Genomic DNA, 22,270 nt, shown 5'->3' with positions numbered 1-22,270 from the left:
TTTTCTATTTGATTGGCTATTCTACTTCTAAACAAGTCCTAACCTCCATATATATAAGCATAAAATGTGCGGGTTAGGGGGGACAAAGATTGGTTCTTATTTCATTTCAAAATAATAATGAGGCATTAAAACTATTACAGTTTGTCTCTGCCCATTCTCTAGGGGGAGAGCTGCAACAATATATGATATGTACGCCGGAACAAGGCTTAAAATTAGACTTGGAAGAACGGCCGATTGAAAAGTGGCTAGTGATGCTTACAGATGTTTTTCATAGTTTCCTAGTAGAAGAGAAGCTCCAATCAGTACTTGAACAGGTTATCATTCAAAAGTTTCTATATCGTGAGCGAGATGAAATTGATGGGATTCTACAAATTGCGTCTTCAATTTTTGAAGGAGAGAGAAACGCGGCTAGAAAGCCTTTGTTCGGGGAAGAAAAGCAAATCATTAAGGACGGTTTGCAAACGATCTTAACAAGGAAGCTGTCCTTTTCGTTTGATTCTTTTATAACCTTTCGTTTAAAGTCCTTTCATCAATCTTTAGAAAAATATGCGATGCTCGCAATTGATGAGTATAAGCTTGAACAAGATTATCAGAGCTTTATTGCTACATTGCGGGATTTCTTGCATAAACGTACTCCTAAAATGCCCTATCTTCACCTCGTTTATCAAGACGCTTTTTATTTTTATGATGCTTCTTATCGAAAGCTTGAACGGCTTGAAATTAATGAGTTAGTCGATCGCCATTTGTTGGCGAATAGTTCGATTTATATTGAATCCGTGACGCTCGCTCCGCTTTTATCCATCGCTCCAGAGCGGCTTTATATTTATACGGATGATATGGAACAAGGGCTGATTCAAACGGTAAAGCGAATTTTTGAAGAACGTTCGGTTGTATTGCCGTTGAATGCTTTTTGTATGTATAATGATTAAGAAAAATCACTTGCATTTCCGAGTAGTACGGATTATAATTTGCTACATACTACTTCAATTAAGTTTTTTAAAAGTTATGATGAGGACATGGGTATTCTAACCCCGATTTTTAGAGAGGGAGGCCTTGGCTGTAAGCTTCCTATTCGGCTAGAACACTTACCACCTTTGAACTTCGGCTCGGAAAGCTATTGTAGCGATTATGAGTTGACGGAAAGCTGCCGTTACCAAGCTTCGAGTGTCATTTTGTCTATTGGCAAAATGAAACGAGGGTGGAACCGCGGGTTATAATTTTGTTTACTAAGCTCGTCCCTGTTTTAGACAGGGGCGGGCTTTTTATATTGTCCAAATACCTTTACGAAGGGAATAAGACAAATTGAGCACACTACTATAACGTAGTGAAAATGTAGAAGGAGTGAAACTGTATGTCTGAATTAGTAAAAATCTCTTTTCCTGATGGCGCAGTGAAGGAGTTTAATAAAGGCACAACAACAGAAGAGATTGCAGCATCTATTAGTCCTGGTTTAAAAAAGAAATCGATTGCTGGTAAATTTAATGGGGAATTATACGATTTAAAACGTCCTATCTTAGCGGATGGAACAATTGAAATTGTGACGCAAGATACAATCGATGCCCTAGAAATTATGCGTCATAGTACAGCTCATTTAATGGCTCAAGCGATTAAACGTTTATATAAAAATGCAAAGTTTGGTGTTGGCCCAGTTATTGAAGGCGGTTTCTACTATGATATCGACCTTGAAGAATCATTAACACCAGAAGACTTACCATTAATTGAAAAAGAAATGAAAAAAATCGTCAACGAAAACTTAGAAATTAATCGTATTGAAGTAAGCCGTGACGAAGCAATTTCTCGTTTCACAAAAATTGGCGACAATTATAAATTAGAGTTAATTGACGCAATTCCAGCCGATCAACAAGTAACAATTTATGAACAAGGGGAGTTTTTCGATCTTTGTCGCGGGATTCATGTTCCATCGACAGGAAAAATTAAAGAATTCAAGCTGCTAAGCATTGCTGGTGCCTACTGGAGAGGAGACAGCAAAAATAAAATGCTGCAACGTATTTATGGAACAGCTTTCTTTAAAAAAGAAGAGTTAGCAGAGCACTTACGCTTGCTTGAGGAAGCAAAAGAGCGTGACCATCGTAAAATCGGAAAAGAATTAAACCTATTTATGAGTTCTCAAAAAGTAGGTCAAGGTCTTCCGTTATGGCTTCCAAAAGGGGCAACAATTCGCCGTACAATCGAGCGTTATATTGTCGATAAAGAACAGCGTCTAGGTTATGATCACGTGTATACACCAGTTATGGGTAGTGTGGAATTATACAAAACATCTGGTCACTGGGATCATTATCAAGATGGTATGTTCCCTGTGATGGAAATGGATAATGAGCAACTTGTTCTTCGTCCAATGAACTGCCCGCACCATATGATGATTTTCAAAAATGGAATTCATAGTTATCGTCAGCTTCCAGTTCGTATTGCTGAGCTTGGTACAATGCACCGTTATGAAATGTCAGGCGCATTATCCGGCTTGCAGCGTGTGCGTGGAATGACATTAAATGATGCGCATATTTTCGTTCGTCCAGATCAAATTAAAGACGAATTTAAACGCGTAGTCAATTTAATTCTAGAAGTATATAAAGACTTCGATATTAAGGATTATTCATTCCGTCTTTCTTACCGCGACCCAGCAGATACTGAGAAATACTACGATGATGATGCAATGTGGGAAAAAGCACAAGGTATGTTAAAAGAAGCGATGGATGAGCTTGAGCTTGACTACTTTGAAGCTGACGGAGAAGCGGCATTCTACGGTCCAAAACTCGATGTTCAAGTTCGTACTGCACTTGGAAAAGATGAAACATTATCAACTGTTCAATTAGATTTCTTATTACCGGAACGCTTTGACTTAGGTTATGTTGGTGAAGATGGAAAACAACATCGTCCAGTCGTTATTCACCGTGGTGTAGTATCAACAATGGAACGTTTCGTAGCATTCTTAATTGAAGAATATAAAGGGGCATTCCCAACTTGGTTAGCACCGGTTCAAGCGCAAGTTATTCCAGTTTCACCTGCTGTTCATCTTGATTATGCAAAAGAAGTTCAAGAAAAATTACAAGCAGCTGGTCTTCGCGTTGATTTAGACACTCGTGATGAGAAAATCGGTTACAAAATTCGTGAAGCACAAATGCAAAAAATTCCTTATATGCTCGTTGTTGGAGACAATGAAGTGAAAGAAGGAAGCGTAAATGTTCGTAAATATGGCGAACAAAAATCAGAAACCATTTCGTTTGAAGAATTTTCAGCGCTTATTCAAGCAGAAGTAAATCGTTAATGCAGGAGAAAGGCACAGCAGATGTGCCTTTCTTTTTTTAGCTCTGTTAATGAATATTGTTGATTTATACAATTTTCGGCTCATTTGTGTGAAACTTCCATTATTAGGATCTTACTGTCCGTTAAGTGTGGGATAAACGACAAGATAATTGAAACAAATCGTTTTATGCTCTAATATGAAGAGAGAATCTTTTGATAAATGGGGTTGTTGCTATGCAAGAAGGGCAAAAAAAGAAATTTATTTTTTTGTTTGGACCGGCTTTTTTAGCTATTGTTATTTTATTAATACTTGATAATTATCGCCAATATGCGATTGTTCCTGTTTTGCTTTTTTGGATTCTCTTTTTTTCGTGGGACGCGTTTGATAAAAGAAAAAAAGAGAAAGAGGATTCAAAATAACTTTCAAAAAATATGTATTGTCAAACGTAAGGAAATTTGATAAGATAATTTTTGTTGAGAATAACCATTTATGTATTTGACAAATCATCTGTGTTTATGATATATTCTCTAAGGTAAATTGAATACGAAATTGAGGAAAGAAGAGGCACCCGCTTCTCACCTGGTTGACGCTTTGTAGTAGTTAACAGGTCATGATTTGATTATTTGGAATTTCTAAATGAGTCTATCTGTGTGGGTGCATTCTGTACCCGCACTTTTTTATTGATTGAGCATAAATGCAAGTGCAAATCATGTAAGCGAGTTGTGAGCGTTGCCGTTTTATCTCTACGTTCGTATTCGCTAAATAACCTTGGAGGTGGCTAACTATTAGTAAAGACGCGATGGTGAACGAAGGCATCCGTGCCCGCGAAGTTCGTCTTATTGACCAAAATGGAGAGCAACTTGGAATTAAAACGAAATTTGAAGCATTGGAAATTGCCGCTCGTGTGAATCTTGATCTAGTTTTAGTTGCTGCAAATGCAAAGCCTCCTGTAGCCCGTATTATGGACTACGGAAAACACCGCTTCGAGCAGCAAAAGAAAGACAAAGAAGCGCGTAAAAATCAAAAAGTGATCAATTTAAAAGAGGTTCGTCTGAGCCCAACAATTGAAGAGCATGACTTTAACACGAAGCTTCGTAATGCTATCAAATTCCTTGAAAAAGGGGATAAAGTAAAAGCTTCTATCCGCTTTAAAGGACGTGCAATCACACATAAAGAAATCGGACAACGCGTATTAGATCGATTTTCTGAAGCGTGTAAAGAAGTGGCTACGATTGAAACACATCCAAAAATGGATGGGCGCAGCATGTTCTTAGTACTAGCACCGAAAAACGAAAAGTAATTGTAATGAGGAGGAATACCTTATGCCTAAAATGAAAACTCACCGCGGATCTGCTAAACGTTTCAAAAAAACTGGATCCGGCAAACTTAAGCGTTCAAAAGCTTATACAAGCCATTTATTTGCTAACAAATCTACTAAAGCGAAACGTAAACTTCGCAAAGCAGGTCTTGTAAGCACTGGTGACTTCAAACGTATTCGTCATATGTTAGACAACATTAAATAAGTTCGATTTATCGAGTCAAATAGGAGGGAAATAACATGCCACGTGTAAAAGGCGGTACTGTTACTCGCAAACGTCGTAAAAAAGTTATAAAATTAGCTAAAGGTTACTATGGTTCTAAACATACTTTATATAAAGTAGCTAACCAACAAGTGATGAAGTCAGGAAACTATGCTTTCCGTGACCGTCGTCAGAAAAAACGTGATTTCCGTAAATTATGGATCACTCGTATCAATGCTGCAGCTCGCATCAACGGTCTTTCTTACAGCCGTTTAATGCACGGTTTAAAGCTTGCTGGTATCGAAGTAAACCGCAAAATGCTTGCTGACCTTGCTATTGCTGATGCACAAGCATTCGCTCAATTAGCAGACGCTGCAAAAGCACAATTAAACAAATAATTTTTTATAAGTCATTCTCTGTAACAGAGAATGGCTTTTTTCATATTTTAAAAGGGGGAGAAGCTTTTGTTTACTATAGTGTACATGATCTTTATTAATATTCTTGCGTTTACAATAATGGGGATAGATAAGAAAAAAGCGCGCAATGGGGAATATCGTATTAGTGAAAGAACGTTATGGATAGTAGCTGTTATCGGTGGAGGAACGGGCGCTTATCTAGGTATGAAGCAGTTTCGTCACAAGACAAAGCATGCTTCGTTTAAATGGGGGCTGCCTGTTTTAATGGTGATTCAGCTTGGCTTGCTTGTAATGTATGGAATAGATTAAGTCATACGTAGGCTATAACTTGTATATGCTTGTAAGAACAGCAGCGTGATAGACGGAGGGAGAACATGGATGAGAAATTGGCAATTGTCTTAAGTTATATTCAGTCTGGTAGTGTGTTTATGCCTTTTGTGTTTATTGCTTTTCATGTGCTCCGGCAACTTCTATTCATCCCTGTTATTGTCGTGTGTATTTCAGGTGGTATTTTATTCGGCCCTGTTTTAGGTACAATATATTCTATTATTGGATTAACGTTGTCAAACCTTTGCTTTTATTTTATTATTGGAAAATTCCCGAAAACTAGAGATAAGCTGTTGCTTTTAAAAGATAAGCTGTTCGGCAATCACAAGCTGAACAGCTCTCAAATTGCTATACTAAGATTGCTTCCTTTTATTCATTATTATCTTCTCTCATTTTGTTTGATGGAATCGAATAAAGGCATTAAACATTACCTCTACCTATCGTTTTTAACGAATATTCCACTTGCTTTTGTCTACACGGTGTTTGGCCACTCTATAGCTAATTTTAGTTCAACATCTCTTATCATTATGTTAGTAGCGATTACGTTTCTTTTATATCTAGTAAGAGAAAGGCGAAATGTCGTCCCTTGGAGGGAGTTTTTTCGATATAAGGATAAAGGCTGAAGATTTTGAGGTGAATGGGCAAGACTCTTCATTTTTGATGATCCGTGACGTACCTTTTTCATAATCATAGGCATAGAAAAAAGGCTGCCTAAAAAGTTTAGGGCAGCCTCTTTGCTTTGTTTTATGCTCGATCAAAAAGAGAGTTTCCAGCAATGCCTGGTTTCGTCATTTCGAATGGATTTAAAATTAAGTCCAGTTCTTCTTCTGTTAGTACGTCATACTGCAGGCAAAGCTCTCGAATTGGTTTTCCTGTTAGAATCGCTTCACGCGCAATCCGTGATACGACTTCATAGCCTAAATGTGGATTAACTGCGGTAATAATACCAACGCTATTGTCCACATATTCTTTCATACGTGTTTCATTCGCTTCAATGGCTGATAGACAGTGATCGGTAAAGGTTCTGAAACCATTATTCATAATACTAATTGATTGTAATAAATTGAATACGAGAACAGGTTCCATAACGTTTAATTCTAACTGTCCTGCTTCTGATGCAAGAGAAATTGTATGGTCGTTCCCGATTACTTGAAACGCAATTTGGTTAATCACTTCTGCCATAACCGGATTCACTTTACCAGGCATAATGGAAGAGCCAGGTTGACGTGCAGGTAAGCTGATTTCACCAAGTCCTGCGCGTGGACCGGATGCCATTAAACGTAAATCATTTGCTATTTTGGACATGTTTGTCATACAAATTTTTAGTGCCGCTGATACTTCTGTATAACAATCGGTGTTTTGCGTTCCATCAACGAGATGTTCGGCGTGAATAAGTGGCAATCCGCTAATATCAGCTAAATAATTCACAACATTTTCTATATAGCGAGGGTCTGCATTTAAACCTGTTCCGACAGCAGTTGCACCCATATTTACTTCATATAAGTTCTCGCGTGTTTGACTAATTCGTTTAATATCTCGTGCGATTACGCGACTATATGCTTCAAATTCCTGCCCCAAACGAATCGGAACAGCATCTTGGAGATGGGTGCGCCCCATTTTAATGATATGATCAAACTCTTGTGCTTTTTTCTTAAATACTACATGCATATCATTCATTGTTTCTAGTAATTTATTTAATAAATTTAGTGTTGCAATATGAATGGCAGTAGGAAATGCATCATTTGTTGATTGTGACATATTCACATGGCTATTTGGACTTAATTTACTATATTCACCTTTATCATTTCCCATTAGTTCTAGTGCACGGTTAGCAATAACTTCATTGGCATTCATATTCATGGAAGTACCAGCGCCGCCTTGAATAGGATCAACGATAAAGTATTCGTGCCATTGTCCAGATAGGATTTCATCTGCAACTTGAACGATTACATTACCGATACCTTCATAAAGGCGCTTTGTATCCATATTCGCCATCGCTGCCGCTTTTTTAACGATTGCTAGTGCATTAATCAATTCTTCATGAATTTTATATCCTGTAATCGGAAAATTCTCCACTGCTCGCAGTGTTTGAATACCATAGTAAACATCCGCAGGAATTTCTCTTTCACCTAGAAAGTCTTTTTCGATTCGATATTTTGTTTTTAACATCGTAGTCCCTAACTTCCTTATATAATTTTTAGATCAATTTAATATCATTTATAGATTGATCTTCTCTATCATAAATGTTTTTATGAAAAATTGCACTAGAAAAGTTTACAATTTTACAATTTTTATAGTTAGTAAAGAAGAGGACGGGGAAGACGTAACTTTGCCTTTGTTCTTTTAGCTCTCCTTTTCTGTATCATCATGCTTGGGAATCACTTTATTATCGCGGACTTAGCTTCTCATGTATCCATAACGATTCGAAGTGCTAAAAGAATTAATCGCTCCCGTCGCCCCTTTTTCATAGTAAACACCCCCCTGCTTCTTTTATGAACGAAGTAGGGGGGCGTTTCTGTAAAACAATGAATGATTGTAATAAAGTGAAACTTCCATTAGAGGAGGCTTCTTATTTAATGATAAATGTTTGAATTCTTCAAAAGGAGTTATCCAAATATTCAGGACACCTTCTTTCTTTAATCCCTATTCAAAAATTCCTTCACAGGGCTTTTCCAGTCAATGGCAGAGGCGGGGTATTGTTTTTTTATAGCAGCTTCGATTTTTAAGAAGTCGTCCCGCTTTAGCCCTTTTAGATCGGCTGTATTTTTTGGCCAAATAAAAATGGACACGACTTCAAAGGAACGCTCCGTCGTTCCAAGGTATTTTTCGCCCTCAAATAAGACTCCGTTATATGTTAATAAGAAATTTTTACGAATATTTTTTGGGTCATCGAGAAAATAGAACTTTCCTTGTTCATGGGCTAATTCCAGTTTTCTTCGCGGACTTAACATATATTTAATTGCTGTATATAACAAAAATACAATAACTACCAATAAAATAAGACGGAATAATAAGGCCATACAATATCCCCCTTTTTCATAACGTTTCTATACTATGTACGAACGAATTTTTTAAAAGTTTCACATATTTGCTATAATTTAAGCGATAAAGGTAGAAAGTAGTGATGAGATGAATATTTCCAAATTAATGGACATGCAAGCGGTGCTTGACCAGCATATTGAACGGAAGCATGGGTTAGAAACAGAAGACCTTGTGGAACGAAAAATTTTGGCGCTTTTAGTGGAGTTAGGTGAACTTGCCAATGAAACGCGCTGTTTTAAATTTTGGAGTCTAAGGGGACCTTCTGAGCGAGAAACCATTCTCGGTGAATATGTTGATGGAATTCATTTTCTGCTGTCGCTCGCAAATGAGCAGAGTTTTAAACCGACGGTGCCAGAAATGTTTACATTGGAACAGCGTAATCTGACAGAGCAATTTATTTTATTGTATCGAGAGATTAGTCTGTTTCAGCAACAAGTAACGTTCGAGTCGTTCCAAACGGTATTTACCGAATATATCCGACTTGGATATATGCTTGGTTTTTCAGCAATCGATGTAGAACAAGCTTATATAACGAAGAATGAAGTGAATCACGAACGGCAGCAGCAGGGCTATTAATTGTCGTGAAGAAATGACTTCTGTATAATTATGGTTACGAAAAGGAGTGATACATAATGACTAAGTTAGATGAAACATTAACGATGCTTAAAGATTTAACCGATGCAAGAGGGATTGCTGGTAATGAATCAGAAGTAAGACAAGTGATGAAACGATATATTGCACCTTACGCCGATGAAATAACAAATGATGGCTTAGGAAGTTTAATCGCCAAAAAAACAGGTGATGCAAATGGGCCAAAGATTGTGGTCACAGGGCATCTAGATGAAGTAGGATTTATGATTACGCAAATTGACAGTAAAGGCTTTTTGAAATTTCAGCCAGTAGGTGGTTGGTGGAATCAAGTCATGCTGGCACAGCGCGTAACGATTGTGACAAGAAAAGGTGATGTGACAGGTGTAATTGGTTCAAAACCACCTCATATTTTATCACCTGAAGCTCGAAAAAAACCGGTTGAAATTAAGGATATGTTCATTGATATTGGTGCATCCAGCAAAGAAGAGGCGCAAGGATGGGGTGTACGGCCGGGAGATATGGTTGTACCGTATTTCGAATTTACCGTGATGAACAATGAAAAAATGCTGCTGGCCAAGGCTTGGGATAACCGCATTGGCTGTGCGATTGCTATCGATGTGTTAAAGCAGCTGAAAAATCAAAGTCATCCAAATGTTGTATACGGAATCGGGGCTGTTCAAGAAGAGGTCGGCTTACGCGGTTCGAAAACATCAACATTCCAAGTGCAGCCGGATATAGGCTTTGCTGTTGATGTCGGCATTGCAGGTGACACGCCGGGAGTTTCTGAAAAAGAAGCAATGAGCAAAATGGGCGATGGACCGCAAATCGTTTTATATGATGCATCAATGGTTTCACATAAAGGTTTACGTGATTTAGTAACAGATACAGCGGATGAACTAAACATTCCTTATCAATTTGAATCCATTCCAGGTGGTGGAACAGATGCTGGCTCGATTCATGTAACAGCAAAAGGGGTGCCGGCACTTTCAATTGGTATCGCGACACGCTATATCCATTCTCATGCGGCGATGCTTCACCGCGATGATTATGAAAATGCTGTGAAATTAGTCGTGGAAGTGATTAAACGACTCGATCGTGAAACAGTGGACCGGATTACGTACGAGTAAGGTAGATTTTGCAGGTTATGGAGTCAAACTGGCGGTAAACTGAATTTTTATAAAAAAATAACAGCCGATTCGGCTGTTATTTTTTTAACCCATTTTCTAATGCACGAAGCATCTCTTCTTTTTCATTTTGTGAGGAATTTTGCCAAATAACTTCAAACAGTACACCAAGTCCAGGAAGCATTTTTTCCTCGCCATTTGAAATTGCATCGACAATTGTATCTTCGAGCTGTTCTTGTGTATTGCCCGTTACATTGCTAATGATGGCGTTACGTAAATTTAAGTTCATAATTATTTCCTCCCATGTCATATAATGCTGAACAACGATAGCATGCCCTTATTCGGGATACATTATGTATGGAAATTGCGTTATAATAGGAAAATCAGTGAAATTAAAGGAGCGTTACACGTTGAAATATATTGAATCTGTTAAAAATCCAAAGGTAAAAGCATGGAAGAAGCTGTCGACGAAAAAAGAGCGTGATAAATCAGGCCACTATTTAATAGAAGGTTTTCATCTTGTTGAGGAAGCATTAAAGGAACAAATTGTTTTAGAGGTCATTGTTAATCAAGATATGGAAATGCCAGCTCAGTTTAAAATAGAGCAAACAGAAGTCGTCTATGTAAAAGAAGATGTGATGAAGGCGATTTGTGATACGGAAACACCACAAGGTATTGCGGCAGTCTGCGAACAACAAACAGTCCATTTCGATGATATTCCATCAGGAAAACTATTATTGTTAGATGCAGTGCAAGACCCAGGTAATTTAGGGACAATGATTCGTACAGCAGATGCAGCGGGAATCGATGCTGTCATTTTAGGAGAAGGCTGTGCCGATGTATATAACCCGAAAGTCGTTCGAGCGACACAAGGAAGTTTATTTCATTTACCTGTGATGAAGGCTAATTTGTCCCAGTTTATTGACCAGCTTCATATGCCTGTGTATGGAACGGCTTTAGAAGGCGGTGTGCCATTTGAACAAGTTGAGAAATCTGAAACCTTTGCCTTACTTGTCGGAAACGAAGGGCAAGGAGTTTCAAAAGAATTGTTAGCGAAAACGACGAAGAACTTGTATATTCCGATTTACGGGAAAAGTGAATCGTTGAATGTTGGGATTGCAGCAGGGATTTTGATGTACTACTTGCGAAAATGAGTTTAAATATACTATAATGAAACAGAATTTCATAAGTAAAGACGATGACGGAGACTAGTAGCTTAAGACATCCATTTTAAGGGAGAAAATGCCGAGACTGAAAGCATTTTTAATGGCGCTGCTTAAAGGAATTCACCTCTTGAGTCGACATTGGGAAGATCCATTGATCCGAAAAATGTTCCGGTGAAGAGCCGTTATTTTTAATGAAGTGAGTGTGGGTGTTTTATATCCATGCTAATAAGGGTGGTACCGCGATACATAAACCTCGTCCCTTTTATGGGATGGGGTTTTTTTGTGTTTATTTATGTTGACAAATAAAGGAGGAATAGATGATGCAGGAACGTTTACAAGAACTGCAAGAAGAAGCGTTGCAAAAAGTGTCAGCCGCATCAAACTTAAAGCAATTAAATGATATTCGTGTGGCTTACTTAGGAAAAAAAGGACCAATTACAGAAGTATTGCGTGGCATGGGTAAATTGTCTGCTGAAGAGCGTCCAAAAATGGGAGCACTTGTGAATGTTGTTCGTGAAGCGATTACTTCAGCAATCGAAGAAAAACAAGCGGTGCTTGAAGCAGAGGCAGTCAATGCTCAATTAGCAGCGGAAACGATTGATATTACGTTACCAGCTCGCCCGGTGAACAAAGGGAATCATCATCCATTAACGCGCATTGTCGAAGAGATTGAAGACGTGTTTATCGGAATGGGGTATACAGTAGCAGAAGGTCCAGAAGTAGAGAGCGATTACTACAACTTTGAAGCTTTAAACTTGCCGAAAAGCCATCCAGCACGCGATATGCAAGATTCTTTCTATATTACAGATGAAATTTTAGTTCGTACACATACGTCTCCTGTTCAGGCAAGAACAATGGAGAAACATAAAGGTCAAGGCCCAGTTAAAATTATTTGTCCAGGTAAAGTGTATCGTCGTGATAATGATGACGCGACACATTCTCATCAATTTATGCAAATTGAAGGATTAGTCGTTGATGAAAATATTTCAATGAGTGATTTGAAAGGAACGCTTGAAGTATTTTTGAAAAAAGTATTTGGCCAAGAGCGTGAAATTCGTTTGCGTCCAAGTTTCTTCCCATTCACAGAGCCTTCTGTAGAAGTGGATATTTCTTGTAAAATCTGCAGTGGTAAAGGCTGTAACGTATGTAAGCAAACAGGCTGGATTGAAGTATTAGGCGGTGGAATCGTTCATCCGAACGTACTTGAAATGGCTGGATTTGATTCAAAGAAATACTCAGGATTTGCCTTTGGAATCGGTGTTGAGCGAATTGCGATGTTAAAATACGGTGTGGATGATATTCGCCATTTCTACACAAATGATATGCGTTTCTTAAAGCAATTCCACCATCACGAAGCGTAAAAATTTCTCTGATTTGGCCGGAATCTCACTAATTTTGCTTATAATCTATCCAAATTAGCGATTAATTTCGCCAAATCAATCCATTAAAAGGAGGACCAACGATGTTTGTTTCATATAAATGGCTTCAAGAATATGTAGATCTTTCTGGCATCAGTGCAGCAGAGCTTGCGGATAAAATTACGAAAAGCGGCATTGAGGTTGAAGGAGTAGAAAAGAAAAGTGAAGGCTTAAAAGGGGTTGTTATCGGTCACGTTTTAGAGCGTGAACAACATCCAAATGCCGATAAATTAAATAAATGTTTAGTAGATATCGGGGCGGAAGAGCCTGTCCAAATTATTTGCGGAGCTCCAAACGTTGATAAAGGCCAAAAAGTAGCCGTGGCAACAGTGGGTGCTGTTTTACCAGGTAACTTCAAAATTAAAAAAGCAAAGCTTCGCGGAGAAGAATCACACGGAATGATTTGTTCGCTTCAAGAGCTTGGAATTGAATCTAAAATTGTGGCGAAAGAGTATGCTGTTGGGATTTTCAATTTCCCACAAGATGCACAAGTTGGTGAAGATGCATTAGAAGCACTTGGCTTAGACGATGAAATTTTAGAACTAAGCTTAACACCAAACCGTTCAGATGCGTTAAGCATGTTAGGTGTTGCTTACGAAGTTGCCGCTATTCTTGGACGTGATGTGAAATGGCCAACGATTGAAAAAGAAGAAGCTTCTGAAAAAGCATCTGATTATATTTCTGTAAAAGTAGAAGCAACAGAAGATAATCCATTATATATTGCAAAAGTTGTGAAGGATGTAAAAATTGGACCATCGCCATTATGGATGCAAACACGCTTAATGGCAGCTGGTATTCGTCCGCATAATAACGTTGTGGATATTACAAACTTCGTATTATTAGAATATGGTCAACCGCTTCATGCGTTCGACTACGACCGTCTTGGATCAAAAGAGCTTGTCATTCGTCGTGCGAAGGATGCTGAAAAAATTACAACACTTGATGAAGCAGAACGTACATTAACTCCTGACCATCTTGTCATTACAAACGGTACAGAGCCTGTCGCTATCGCTGGTGTAATGGGTGGAGCGAATTCAGAAGTGAAAAATGATACAACGACAGTCATCATTGAAGCAGCTTATTTTAAAGGCAGCACGGTTCGTAAAGCATCGAAAGATCACGGCTTACGCAGTGAAGCAAGCGCTCGTTTTGAAAAAGGAGTAGACCCAGCTCGCGTTCGTGAAGCAGGAGAGCGTGCAGCGCAATTAATGGCGGAATACGCTGGTGGAACGATTCTTGAAGGCAGTGTTGAATATAATGATATGAAGGTTGAACCAGCTGTAATCTCGATTACGCTTAATAAAATTAATGGCTTACTAGGAACAAGCATGAGTGTATCTGAAGTACAAGATATTTTCACGCGCCTGCAATTTGATGTAGCGGTAGAAGGAGAAAACTTCACGGTAACGATTCCAACTCGTCGCGGCGATATTACAATCGAAGCCGATTTAGTAGAAGAAGCAGCTCGCCTGTATGGCTACGATAATATTCCGTCTACGCTGCCAACTGGCACGACAACGCCTGGGGCGTTATCAGATTATCAACAAAAACGTCGTAAAGCGCGTCGTACATTAGAAGGCGCTGGTCTTTTCCAAGCGATTACGTATTCGTTAACAAGCGCAGAAAAAGCTGCTCAATTCGCTTTAGAAGCACGCGAATCGATTCGTCTAGCAATGCCGATGAGTGAAGAACGCAGCCAATTACGTTTAAGCATTGTACCTCAATTATTAGAAGTAGTGAAATACAATAATGCTCGTCAAATGGATTCAGTTGCGTTATATGAAATTGGTTCTGTTTTCTTAAAACAAGATGGCGAACAGCTTCCGGAAGAAAGAGAACATGTAGCTGCTGCTATCACAGGTTTATGGGAATCCCACTTATGGCAAGGTGAAAAGAAGCCAGTTGATTTCTTTGTCGCAAAAGGAATTTTAGAGGCTTTATTCGATACGTTAGGTGTAGCAAGCCAAATCGAATATCGTCAAGCAGAAATGAAAAATCTCCATCCAGGACGTACAGCGGAAGTGCTATTAAATGGTGAAGTAATTGGTTTTATCGGTCAAGTGCATCCAACTGTTCAAAAAGAATTGGATATTAAAGAAACCTATGTTTTTGAATTATCATTTAAAGCATTGGCAGAAGCAGAGGTTGCTCCAATCGCTTATGAAACGATTCCACGTTTCCCATCGATTACACGTGATATCGCACTTGTTGTGGACTCAACGACAAAAGCAGGCGATATTCAAAGCATCATCGTTGAAGCAGGCGGTGCTTTATTAAAAGAGGTGCAAGTATTTGATTTATACGAAGGCGATAAAATGGAAGAAGGCAAAAAATCCATTGCATACTCGTTAAAATACTTCGATCCAGAACGTACATTAACGGACGAAGACATTACAAAAGCACATGACAAAGTGCTTGCGGCGGTAAAAGACCAAGCAGGGGCAGAGTTGCGCGGATAACCTATTAGATTTGGCTGGTAAACAGTCAAATGTACAGGTAAAGACACCCACCATTTTCTGAAATGGTGGGTGTCTTATCGTTAATATTTCTTTTTATACAAATTCTTCGCTTTTTCCGTATTGGCAAAATGAACTTTTGTAAATTCATGCAATGCCTCTGTTCCTTTTTCATGAATTAAACGAGCAGCTGCTTCATCGACTTTAGAACCAGCACCTTTTGGAATGGTAAAGCCTGCTTTTTCACTAAGCTGTTCGAAGCGTCGAATAAAAGCATAGCGAGCCAGAATGGAGGCCGCGGCCACGCTTAGGTGAACGCCTTCTGCTTTTGTGCTTAAATAGGTAGCATCTGCTTGAAATAGTTCTTGTCCTTTTAAATAATTGAAGAATACACCGGGTTCAGCAAACTGGTCAATTAAGACAGCATCAGGCTTTTCAGGCTCAATTTTTGTTAATACATGTTTAATTGCTTGATTATGTAGCAGTGCCTTGATTTTACCTTGTGACATGCCTTTTGCTTGAAGCGTATTATATTTTGGATTGTCGCAAGTTAACAGGCTGAATGGGACAACATCCTTAATTAACTTAGCAATCTCGATAATTTGCGGGTCTTTTAAATTTTTAGAATCTTGAACGCCGAGCTCTTTTAACAGGGTTAGCTGTTCTTTCTTTGCATAAACCGCCACAACAGTCATTGGACCAAAGTAGTCACCGGTACCAACTTCATCGGAGCCGACAACAGATAGGGTGCCGATGTTAGTCGGTGGCGAATAACGATGTGTTTTTACAGATGGTGTTTTTTTGGCTGCTGGAGCTGTTTGAGCGTTTTCTTTCCATTTCACCGCTTCTTTTTCGGCATTTGCTCCTTGGAATAACACTTTTCCTGATTTATAGGCGGTGATGGCACAATGGGCCGGTCGTGCGCTAAATAAGCTGCCTGGTGGTAATGTATTAACAAGGGAATCTTTATAATGCTCTTTCATTTTGTATATTTGTGATGCATGAACGAGTAGGACAACATGGGACATCAAAATCGTCTCCTTTTATTTTATTTTTACAAAATTAGCCATAAATTGACGAGCCTCTCTCTTTCATGACGAAAAATATCATGATATGATAGGGAGTACAGGATTGTTTAGATTGGAGGCATCATTTTGTCAGACGATACACGAAATAGAGTTACAGTAGATATATATGGTCAACCATATACGATCGTCGGTGCCGAAAGCGCAAGTCATATTCGCCAAGTAGCTTCGATGGTTGACGAGAAAATGAGAGAAATTAGTGTGAAAAATCCGAGCCTGGATACGAGTAAACTAGCAGTGCTGACGGCGGTCAATACGATACATGATTACCTCAAAATCCAAGAACAATTGCACCAGCTTCAACTGGAATTACAGAAAGAAAAGGACTGAGTTTATGTTTGATTTGGCAATCTTAGCTATCCTTCTCATCGGATTGTTAATTGGTTTAAGGCGCGGCTTTATATTACAAATCATCCACTTGACCGGCTTTATTGTCGCGTTTATTGTGGCCTATGTATATTATGATGAACTGGCTCCAAAACTGAATTTATGGGTTCCATTCCCGGCGATGGGCGATTCAAGTACATTAAAGATGTTTTTTGATACAGTCGGTTTAGATACTGCTTATTATAATGCAATTGCTTTTGCTATTATTTTCTTTATTACGAAAATTGTATGGCATATGATTGGGGCGATGCTTGATTTTATTGCACACTTGCCTATTTTAAAACAGCTGAATCGCTGGGGTGGCGGTATATTAGGATTTATGGAAGTCTATTTAATCTTGTTTATTATATTATATATTGTAGCTCTTTTGCCAATGGATGCGGTTCAAGAACCGTTAAATGGCTCATTTCTAGCAGAAGCTATTGTGAGAGATACACCGTTTTTATCTAATCAAGTAGAGAAGCTTTGGTTTCATAATGTACCTTCTTAAGGGTCTGCCTTTCCTTAACGAAATGATAGATTGCTATCTTTTGTGGGGAAAGAGACCCTTTTTAACGTATTAAGAATGCTTGTGCTTTAAAGAAAGAAACGGTATCTTTAAAGAAAACTTGATTCATTAATTTTTTGGCAGGTGAAAAAAAATGTCTATTAATAAAAAAGATCTTATTAAATTATTGGAAACGATTGCGATATATATGGAGTTAAAAGGGGATAACCCATTCAAGGTGTCAGCGTTCCGTAAAGCAGCAGCAGCACTTGAAGCAGATGATCGCAGCTTGTCAGCGATTGATGATTTTACAGCGCTTAGCGGGATTGGGAAGGGGACAGCGGCTGTCATTGATGAATTTATCCAAGAAGGCAAATCGACGGTTTTAGAAGAGTTACAAGAGGAGGTGCCAAAAGGGTTAATTCCTCTTTTAAAGCTTCAAGGTCTTGGTGGGAAAAAAATTGCTAAGCTACATAAAGAGCTTCATATCCGTGATATGAACGATTTGAAGGTAGCCTGTGAAGAAGGGAAAGTAAGTGCACTAACGGGTTTTGGTAAAAAAACAGAAGAGAAAATTCTTGCGGCAATTGATGAAGCGGGGGCACGGCCAGAACGATTGCCATTATCATTTATGCTGCCTATTGCCGAGGAAATTGAACGAGCGTTAGCAAATATGAAAGCGGTTATTCGTTCGTCACGGGCAGGAAGTATTCGTCGTATGCGTGAAACGATTAAAGACTTAGACTTTATTGTATCTACCGATGAGCCGGAAATTGTGAAAGAACAGCTTTTAGCATTGCCGCGTATTAAGCAGGTTATTGCCGCGGGTGATACGAAAGTGTCGGTTGTCTTGGATGGTGAATACGATGTATCTGTTGATTTCCGTATTGTAAAAGATGTTGAATTTATTACAACGCTGCATCATTTTACTGGTTCAAAGGATCATAATGTGCGTATGCGTCAGCTTGCGAAAGATCGTGGAGAGAAAATTAGTGAATATGGTGTAGAGAATATAGAAACAGGTGATGTACTTACATTTGAAACAGAGGAACAATTTTATCAGCATTTTGGCTTGCCGTTTATTCCTCCAGAATTACGGGAGGATGGGACGGAAGTAGATCAATATGACGGACATGAGCCGTTGATTTCACTTGCTGATATTCAAGGTGACCTTCATATGCATACGACATGGAGCGATGGTGCGTATTCAATTGAAGAAATGATTGAAGCTTGCCGTGCTAAAGGCTATCGATATATGGCGATTACTGATCATTCGCAGTATTTAAAGGTAGCTAATGGCTTAACAGCTGAGCGTTTGCGTGAGCAAAAGAAAATCATTCATAAATTAAATGAACAGTATGACGATATAACGATTTTATCAGGCATTGAAATGGATATTTTACCAGATGGAACGCTCGATTTCGATAATGAACTATTAGCGGAGATGGACCTTGTTATTGCTTCGATTCACTCAAGCTTCTCACAATCGCGTGAAGTCATTATGGAGCGTTTGAAAACAGCACTTTATAACCCGCATGTGGATATTATTGCTCACCCGACAGGAAGAATTATTGGCAAACGAGCAGGCTATGATGTAGATATTGAAATGCTTATCGAATTGGCACGTGAAACGAATACTGCATTAGAGTTAAATGCAAACCCGCATCGCCTTGATTTAGCAGCACCCTATTTACGAAAAGCCCAAGAAGCGGGTGTACCGATTATCATTAATACGGATGCGCATAATATCGACATGCTTGAACATATGGAAATTGGTGTCTCTGCGGCGAAAAAAGGCTGGCTGAAAAAATCATCTGTCTTAAATGCTAAGAGTGCTGATGAATTACTTACATTTTTAAATAGAAATAACTAACCTGACAAGGAGGCTTTTTTATCTCCATGCATCAAAAAGCATTGAACACATTAGAATTTACAAAAATTAAAGAACAATTAGTTTCCCATTGTACGTCGTCAATTGGGAAGGACAAGGCAGTACAATTAGCTCCATCTACTGATTTTGATGAAGTTGTTAGATGGCAGGAAGAAACGGATGAAAGTGCAAAAGTGCTTCGGTTGAAAGGAAATGTTCCTTTAGGAGGAATTTTCGATATTCGTCCTCATGCAAAGCGGGCACAAATTGGCGGAATGTTATCACCGATTGAACTGATGGAGATTGCAAGTACGATTCGAGCAGGGCGCGTATTAAACCGCTTTTTTGAAGAGATGGCCGAGCAAGAAATTGAGACGGTGCTGTTAACGGAATATATTGAGTCGCTTCACCCGTTGATTGATTTACAACAGGCGATTACGTATGCCATTAGTGAGCATGGCGAGGTGCTTGATTCAGCTAGTGAGCAATTGCGTACGCTTCGCAATCAGCTGCGAACAAATGAAAGCCGCGTACGGGAAAAGTTAGAAAGTATGATTCGTTCTTCCAATGCTTCTAAGATGTTATCGGATGCCATTGTGACGATTCGAAATGATCGTTTCGTTATTCCAGTTAAACAAGAATATCGCAGTCATTATGGTGGCATTATTCATGACCAATCTTCTTCAGGTCAAACATTATTTATTGAACCGCAGGCAATTGTACAGCTGAATAATGCTTTGCAAGAAACACGGGTGAAAGAGCAGTTAGAAATTGAACGTATTTTAACGGAGCTGTCTGTGAAGGTCGGTGAGTATACGTCTGAATTATTACATAATGTAGCGGTACTGGCTCAGCTCGATTTTGTATTTGCAAAAGCCCGTTATGCGAAAATGATTAATGGTTCTAAACCACAGCTGAATCAAGAAGGCCGAGTGAAACTATTTAAAGCGAAGCACCCGCTTATTCCAGCTGATGTCGTGGTGGCAAACGATATTTTCTTAGGAGAAGAGTTTACAACAATCGTGATTACCGGTCCGAATACAGGCGGGAAGACCGTCACGTTAAAAACGATTGGACTTTGTACGTTGATGGCGCAAGCTGGATTACAGATTCCAGCCCTTGATGGTTCAGAAGTAGCTGTTTTTTCAGCAGTATATGCTGATATTGGCGATGAACAGTCAATTGAGCAAAGCTTAAGTACATTTTCTTCTCATATGGTCAATATTGTTGAAATTTTGGAGCATGTGGATCATGAAAGTTTAGTTTTATTTGATGAGCTTGGAGCAGGAACTGACCCGCAAGAAGGAGCGGCTTTAGCGATTTCTATTTTAGATGAAGTGTATAAGCGGGGTGCCCGAGTTATTGCGACGACTCATTATCCAGAATTAAAGGCTTATGGTTATGACCGTGAGGGTGTAATTAATGCAAGCGTTGAATTTGATGTGGAGTCATTAAGACCAACGTATAAGCTATTGATTGGTGTACCTGGTCGAAGTAATGCATTTGAAATTTCAAAACGTCTTGGCTTAAATGAGAAAGTCATTAATCATGCGCGAAGCCATATTGGTGAGGAGACGAATCAAGTTGAAACGATGATTGCCTCATTAGAAGCAAGTCGTCGTCAGGCAGAGGAAGAAGAGAAAGAAGCGGCGGATTATTTAAAGCAATCGGAAAAACTGCATCGAGACTTGCAGCAACAAATTGCGGAATATTACAATGAACGTGACAAGCTGATGGAGAAAGCATCAACGGAAGCAGCCGCTATTGTTGAAAATGCAAAAAAAGAAGCAGAAAAGATTATTAGAGATTTACGCAAGCTTCGTTTGGAGAAGCAAGCAGATGTCAAGGAGCATGAATTAATTGATGCAAAGAAACGATTAGAAGAGGCTGCACCTGAGCTGAAAAAATCACCGAAAATGGCAGTATCATCGCAAAAACGGGCATGGCAGCCTGGCGATGAAGTGAAAGTGACAAGCTTCGGGCAAAAAGGCTATTTAATTGAAAAAGCATCGTCTGATGAATGGCATGTACAAATGGGTATTATGAAGATGAAAGTAAAAGAAGCAGACCTTGAATTTATTAAGTCAGCTCAAAAAGAAAAACAAACGAAGCCGCTTACGACAATTAAGGGGAAAGACTACCATGTTAGTCTCGAGCTGGATCTTCGTGGGGAGCGCTATGAAAATGCACTTTCAAGGGTTGAAAAATATATTGATGATGCACTTTTAGCGAGCTATCCAAGAGTGTCCATCATCCATGGAAAAGGCACGGGAGCTCTAAGACAAGGCGTTCAAGAATATTTGAAAAGTCATCGCTCGGTTAAACGGATTCGTTTTGGAGAAGCAGGCGAAGGCGGCAGTGGTGTTACGATTGTAGAATTTAAATAAACGGAAACAGACTTAAGAACTTGGTCAGTTACCATGTGGGAGTAGTGGAATATGGATGAGATTTGGGGAAATGAATATGTGTACATTGCTGCTCGCTATAGTGTCGTGATCTTATGCATCATTGTCTTTTTAACCGTTTTTGAGCTTGTAACGAAGTATAAAAATTGGGAAGAAATTAAGCGTGGAAATCTATCTGTGGCTATGGCCACAGGAGGGAAAATTTTAGGGATTTCCAACGTGTTTCGCCAATCCATTTTACAAAATGATTCTTTATTGACGATGATTGGTTGGGGAGTCTATGGTTTTGTTTTTCTTGTAATTGGTTATTTTATTTTTGAATTTATGACACCCGCGTTTAAAATAGATGAAGAAATCCAAAAAGATAATCGGGCGGTTGGCTTTCTATCGATGATGATTTCAATTGGTTTATCTTTTGTCATCGGCTCTGGAATTTCCTGATGCCTCTTGCGAAAGGAAGAAAGCTGTGGAGAAACTAGCGAAAATATTATTAGTTTGCTGTGGACTTTTTATTTTATTAGGTGTTGTTTATTTATTTATGAAAGTGTAAAGGAATACGGATAAAGAAAGGAGAGGTGCATATGATAGTGCCCTCTCTTTTCTTATGGCTTCTCCTGCAATGGATCAAAGATGAATAGCATGATTTAAAAATTGTTTCGAACGCCAATTGTAAGAAAATGTTAATTATATTATAATGGTAATGATTAGTAAATA

Annotated in this window: 22 protein-coding genes and 2 other annotated features; of the genes, 18 read left to right on the top strand and 4 right to left on the bottom strand. The window is 38.9% G+C overall.

Going from position 1 to position 22,270, the window contains the following annotated elements; genetic code table 11:
* Positions 1-89 precede the first annotated feature (89 nt).
* The 8 genes from ytxC (at position 90) to ACE199_RS06530 (ending at position 6,148) form a co-directional block, all read left to right on the top strand.
* Positions 90-929: a sporulation protein YtxC gene (ytxC, locus tag ACE199_RS06565; RefSeq protein ID WP_375349064.1), complete on the top strand. Its 840-nt coding sequence runs from the start codon at positions 90-92 to the stop codon at positions 927-929.
* A 422-nt stretch (positions 930-1,351) separates the two neighbouring features.
* Entirely contained in the window at positions 1,352-3,283 is a 1,932-nt protein-coding gene (gene thrS, locus ACE199_RS06560) for a threonine--tRNA ligase (RefSeq protein ID WP_375349063.1), read from the top strand.
* 212 nt (positions 3,284-3,495) lie between these two features.
* The gene (locus ACE199_RS06555; protein ID WP_127761593.1) at positions 3,496-3,681 is read left to right on the top strand and encodes a hypothetical protein; all 186 of its coding nucleotides are present in this window, start codon (positions 3,496-3,498) and stop codon (positions 3,679-3,681) included.
* Positions 3,682-3,812: 131 nt separating this feature from the next.
* Positions 3,813-3,947 (top strand) — a sequence feature (ribosomal protein L20 leader region).
* A 114-nt stretch (positions 3,948-4,061) separates the two neighbouring features.
* Positions 4,062-4,562 carry a translation initiation factor IF-3 gene (infC, locus tag ACE199_RS06550; protein ID WP_127761592.1) on the top strand — a complete coding sequence of 167 codons (501 nt, stop codon included), beginning with the start codon at positions 4,062-4,064 and terminating at the stop codon, positions 4,560-4,562.
* Positions 4,563-4,584: 22 nt separating this feature from the next.
* The gene (rpmI, locus tag ACE199_RS06545) at positions 4,585-4,785 is read left to right on the top strand and encodes a 50S ribosomal protein L35 (RefSeq protein ID WP_119116810.1); all 201 of its coding nucleotides are present in this window, start codon (positions 4,585-4,587) and stop codon (positions 4,783-4,785) included.
* A 35-nt stretch (positions 4,786-4,820) separates the two neighbouring features.
* The gene (gene rplT / locus ACE199_RS06540; RefSeq protein ID WP_119116809.1) at positions 4,821-5,180 is read left to right on the top strand and encodes a 50S ribosomal protein L20; all 360 of its coding nucleotides are present in this window, start codon (positions 4,821-4,823) and stop codon (positions 5,178-5,180) included.
* A 66-nt stretch (positions 5,181-5,246) separates the two neighbouring features.
* Entirely contained in the window at positions 5,247-5,507 is a 261-nt protein-coding gene (locus tag ACE199_RS06535; RefSeq protein WP_375349062.1) for a DUF1294 domain-containing protein, read from the top strand.
* A 65-nt stretch (positions 5,508-5,572) separates the two neighbouring features.
* Positions 5,573-6,148 (top strand): TVP38/TMEM64 family protein, encoded by a 576-nt coding sequence (locus ACE199_RS06530; RefSeq protein WP_375349061.1) that lies wholly within the window; start codon positions 5,573-5,575, stop codon positions 6,146-6,148.
* 121 nt (positions 6,149-6,269) lie between these two features.
* Here the strand turns inward: ACE199_RS06530 and aspA are convergent, their stop codons facing one another.
* Both aspA and ACE199_RS06520 read right to left on the bottom strand, forming a co-directional pair.
* Positions 6,270-7,694, bottom strand: a complete 1,425-nt coding sequence (gene aspA / locus ACE199_RS06525) for an aspartate ammonia-lyase (protein WP_375349060.1) — start codon at positions 7,692-7,694, stop codon at positions 6,270-6,272.
* Between the two features lie 467 nt (positions 7,695-8,161).
* The gene (locus ACE199_RS06520; RefSeq protein WP_375349058.1) at positions 8,162-8,545 is read right to left on the bottom strand and encodes a sigma-w pathway protein ysdB; all 384 of its coding nucleotides are present in this window, start codon (positions 8,543-8,545) and stop codon (positions 8,162-8,164) included.
* A 109-nt stretch (positions 8,546-8,654) separates the two neighbouring features.
* Between ACE199_RS06520 and ACE199_RS06515 the strand changes: the two genes are divergently transcribed.
* Together ACE199_RS06515 and ACE199_RS06510 are read left to right on the top strand one after the other, a co-directional pair.
* Complete coding sequence (locus ACE199_RS06515; protein ID WP_375349056.1) at positions 8,655-9,143, top strand: dUTP diphosphatase; 489 nt, start codon at positions 8,655-8,657, stop codon at positions 9,141-9,143.
* Between the two features lie 56 nt (positions 9,144-9,199).
* Positions 9,200-10,285, top strand: coding sequence for a M42 family metallopeptidase (locus ACE199_RS06510; RefSeq protein WP_375349055.1), 1,086 nt, complete (start codon positions 9,200-9,202; stop codon positions 10,283-10,285).
* 76 nt (positions 10,286-10,361) lie between these two features.
* Here the strand turns inward: ACE199_RS06510 and sspI are convergent, their stop codons facing one another.
* Complete coding sequence (sspI, locus tag ACE199_RS06505; RefSeq protein WP_127761586.1) at positions 10,362-10,571, bottom strand: small acid-soluble spore protein SspI; 210 nt, start codon at positions 10,569-10,571, stop codon at positions 10,362-10,364.
* A gap of 64 nt (positions 10,572-10,635) precedes the next feature.
* Here sspI and ACE199_RS06500 point away from each other — a divergent pair, with 64 nt between their 5' ends.
* From ACE199_RS06500 to pheT, 3 genes are all read left to right on the top strand, one after another.
* Complete coding sequence (locus ACE199_RS06500; protein WP_375349054.1) at positions 10,636-11,436, top strand: TrmH family RNA methyltransferase; 801 nt, start codon at positions 10,636-10,638, stop codon at positions 11,434-11,436.
* A 35-nt stretch (positions 11,437-11,471) separates the two neighbouring features.
* Positions 11,472-11,712, top strand: a binding site (T-box leader).
* Positions 11,713-11,768: 56 nt separating this feature from the next.
* Complete coding sequence (pheS, locus tag ACE199_RS06495) at positions 11,769-12,809, top strand: phenylalanine--tRNA ligase subunit alpha (RefSeq protein WP_375349178.1); 1,041 nt, start codon at positions 11,769-11,771, stop codon at positions 12,807-12,809.
* Between the two features lie 101 nt (positions 12,810-12,910).
* On the top strand, positions 12,911-15,325 hold the full coding sequence (pheT, locus tag ACE199_RS06490) for a phenylalanine--tRNA ligase subunit beta (RefSeq protein ID WP_375349052.1): 2,415 nt from the start codon (positions 12,911-12,913) through the stop codon (positions 15,323-15,325).
* An 80-nt stretch (positions 15,326-15,405) separates the two neighbouring features.
* On the opposite strand, the gene rnhC is transcribed toward pheT, so the two are convergent.
* Positions 15,406-16,350, bottom strand: a complete 945-nt coding sequence (gene rnhC / locus ACE199_RS06485) for a ribonuclease HIII (RefSeq protein ID WP_375349051.1) — start codon at positions 16,348-16,350, stop codon at positions 15,406-15,408.
* A gap of 126 nt (positions 16,351-16,476) precedes the next feature.
* Here rnhC and zapA point away from each other — a divergent pair, with 126 nt between their 5' ends.
* From zapA to ACE199_RS06460, 5 genes are all read left to right on the top strand, one after another.
* Positions 16,477-16,737: a cell division protein ZapA gene (zapA, locus tag ACE199_RS06480; protein ID WP_119116797.1), complete on the top strand. Its 261-nt coding sequence runs from the start codon at positions 16,477-16,479 to the stop codon at positions 16,735-16,737.
* Positions 16,738-16,741: 4 nt separating this feature from the next.
* Positions 16,742-17,284, top strand: coding sequence for a CvpA family protein (locus ACE199_RS06475; protein ID WP_375349050.1), 543 nt, complete (start codon positions 16,742-16,744; stop codon positions 17,282-17,284).
* A gap of 151 nt (positions 17,285-17,435) precedes the next feature.
* Positions 17,436-19,154 (top strand): DNA polymerase/3'-5' exonuclease PolX, encoded by a 1,719-nt coding sequence (gene polX / locus ACE199_RS06470; protein ID WP_375349049.1) that lies wholly within the window; start codon positions 17,436-17,438, stop codon positions 19,152-19,154.
* Positions 19,155-19,180: 26 nt separating this feature from the next.
* Positions 19,181-21,538 carry an endonuclease MutS2 gene (locus ACE199_RS06465; RefSeq protein ID WP_375349048.1) on the top strand — a complete coding sequence of 786 codons (2,358 nt, stop codon included), beginning with the start codon at positions 19,181-19,183 and terminating at the stop codon, positions 21,536-21,538.
* A 51-nt stretch (positions 21,539-21,589) separates the two neighbouring features.
* A complete protein-coding gene (locus ACE199_RS06460) occupies positions 21,590-21,997 on the top strand; it encodes a DUF350 domain-containing protein (protein WP_127761577.1) in 408 nt (135 codons plus the stop codon).
* The last annotated feature ends 273 nt before the right edge of the window (positions 21,998-22,270 follow it).

It is taken from the genome of Peribacillus sp. Hz7, from assembly GCF_042136355.1.
Taxonomy (GTDB): domain Bacteria; phylum Bacillota; class Bacilli; order Bacillales; family DSM-1321; genus Peribacillus; species Peribacillus asahii_A.
Note: the sequence above shows the minus strand (reverse complement) of the source record. Positions and strands in the feature narration are given on the sequence as shown.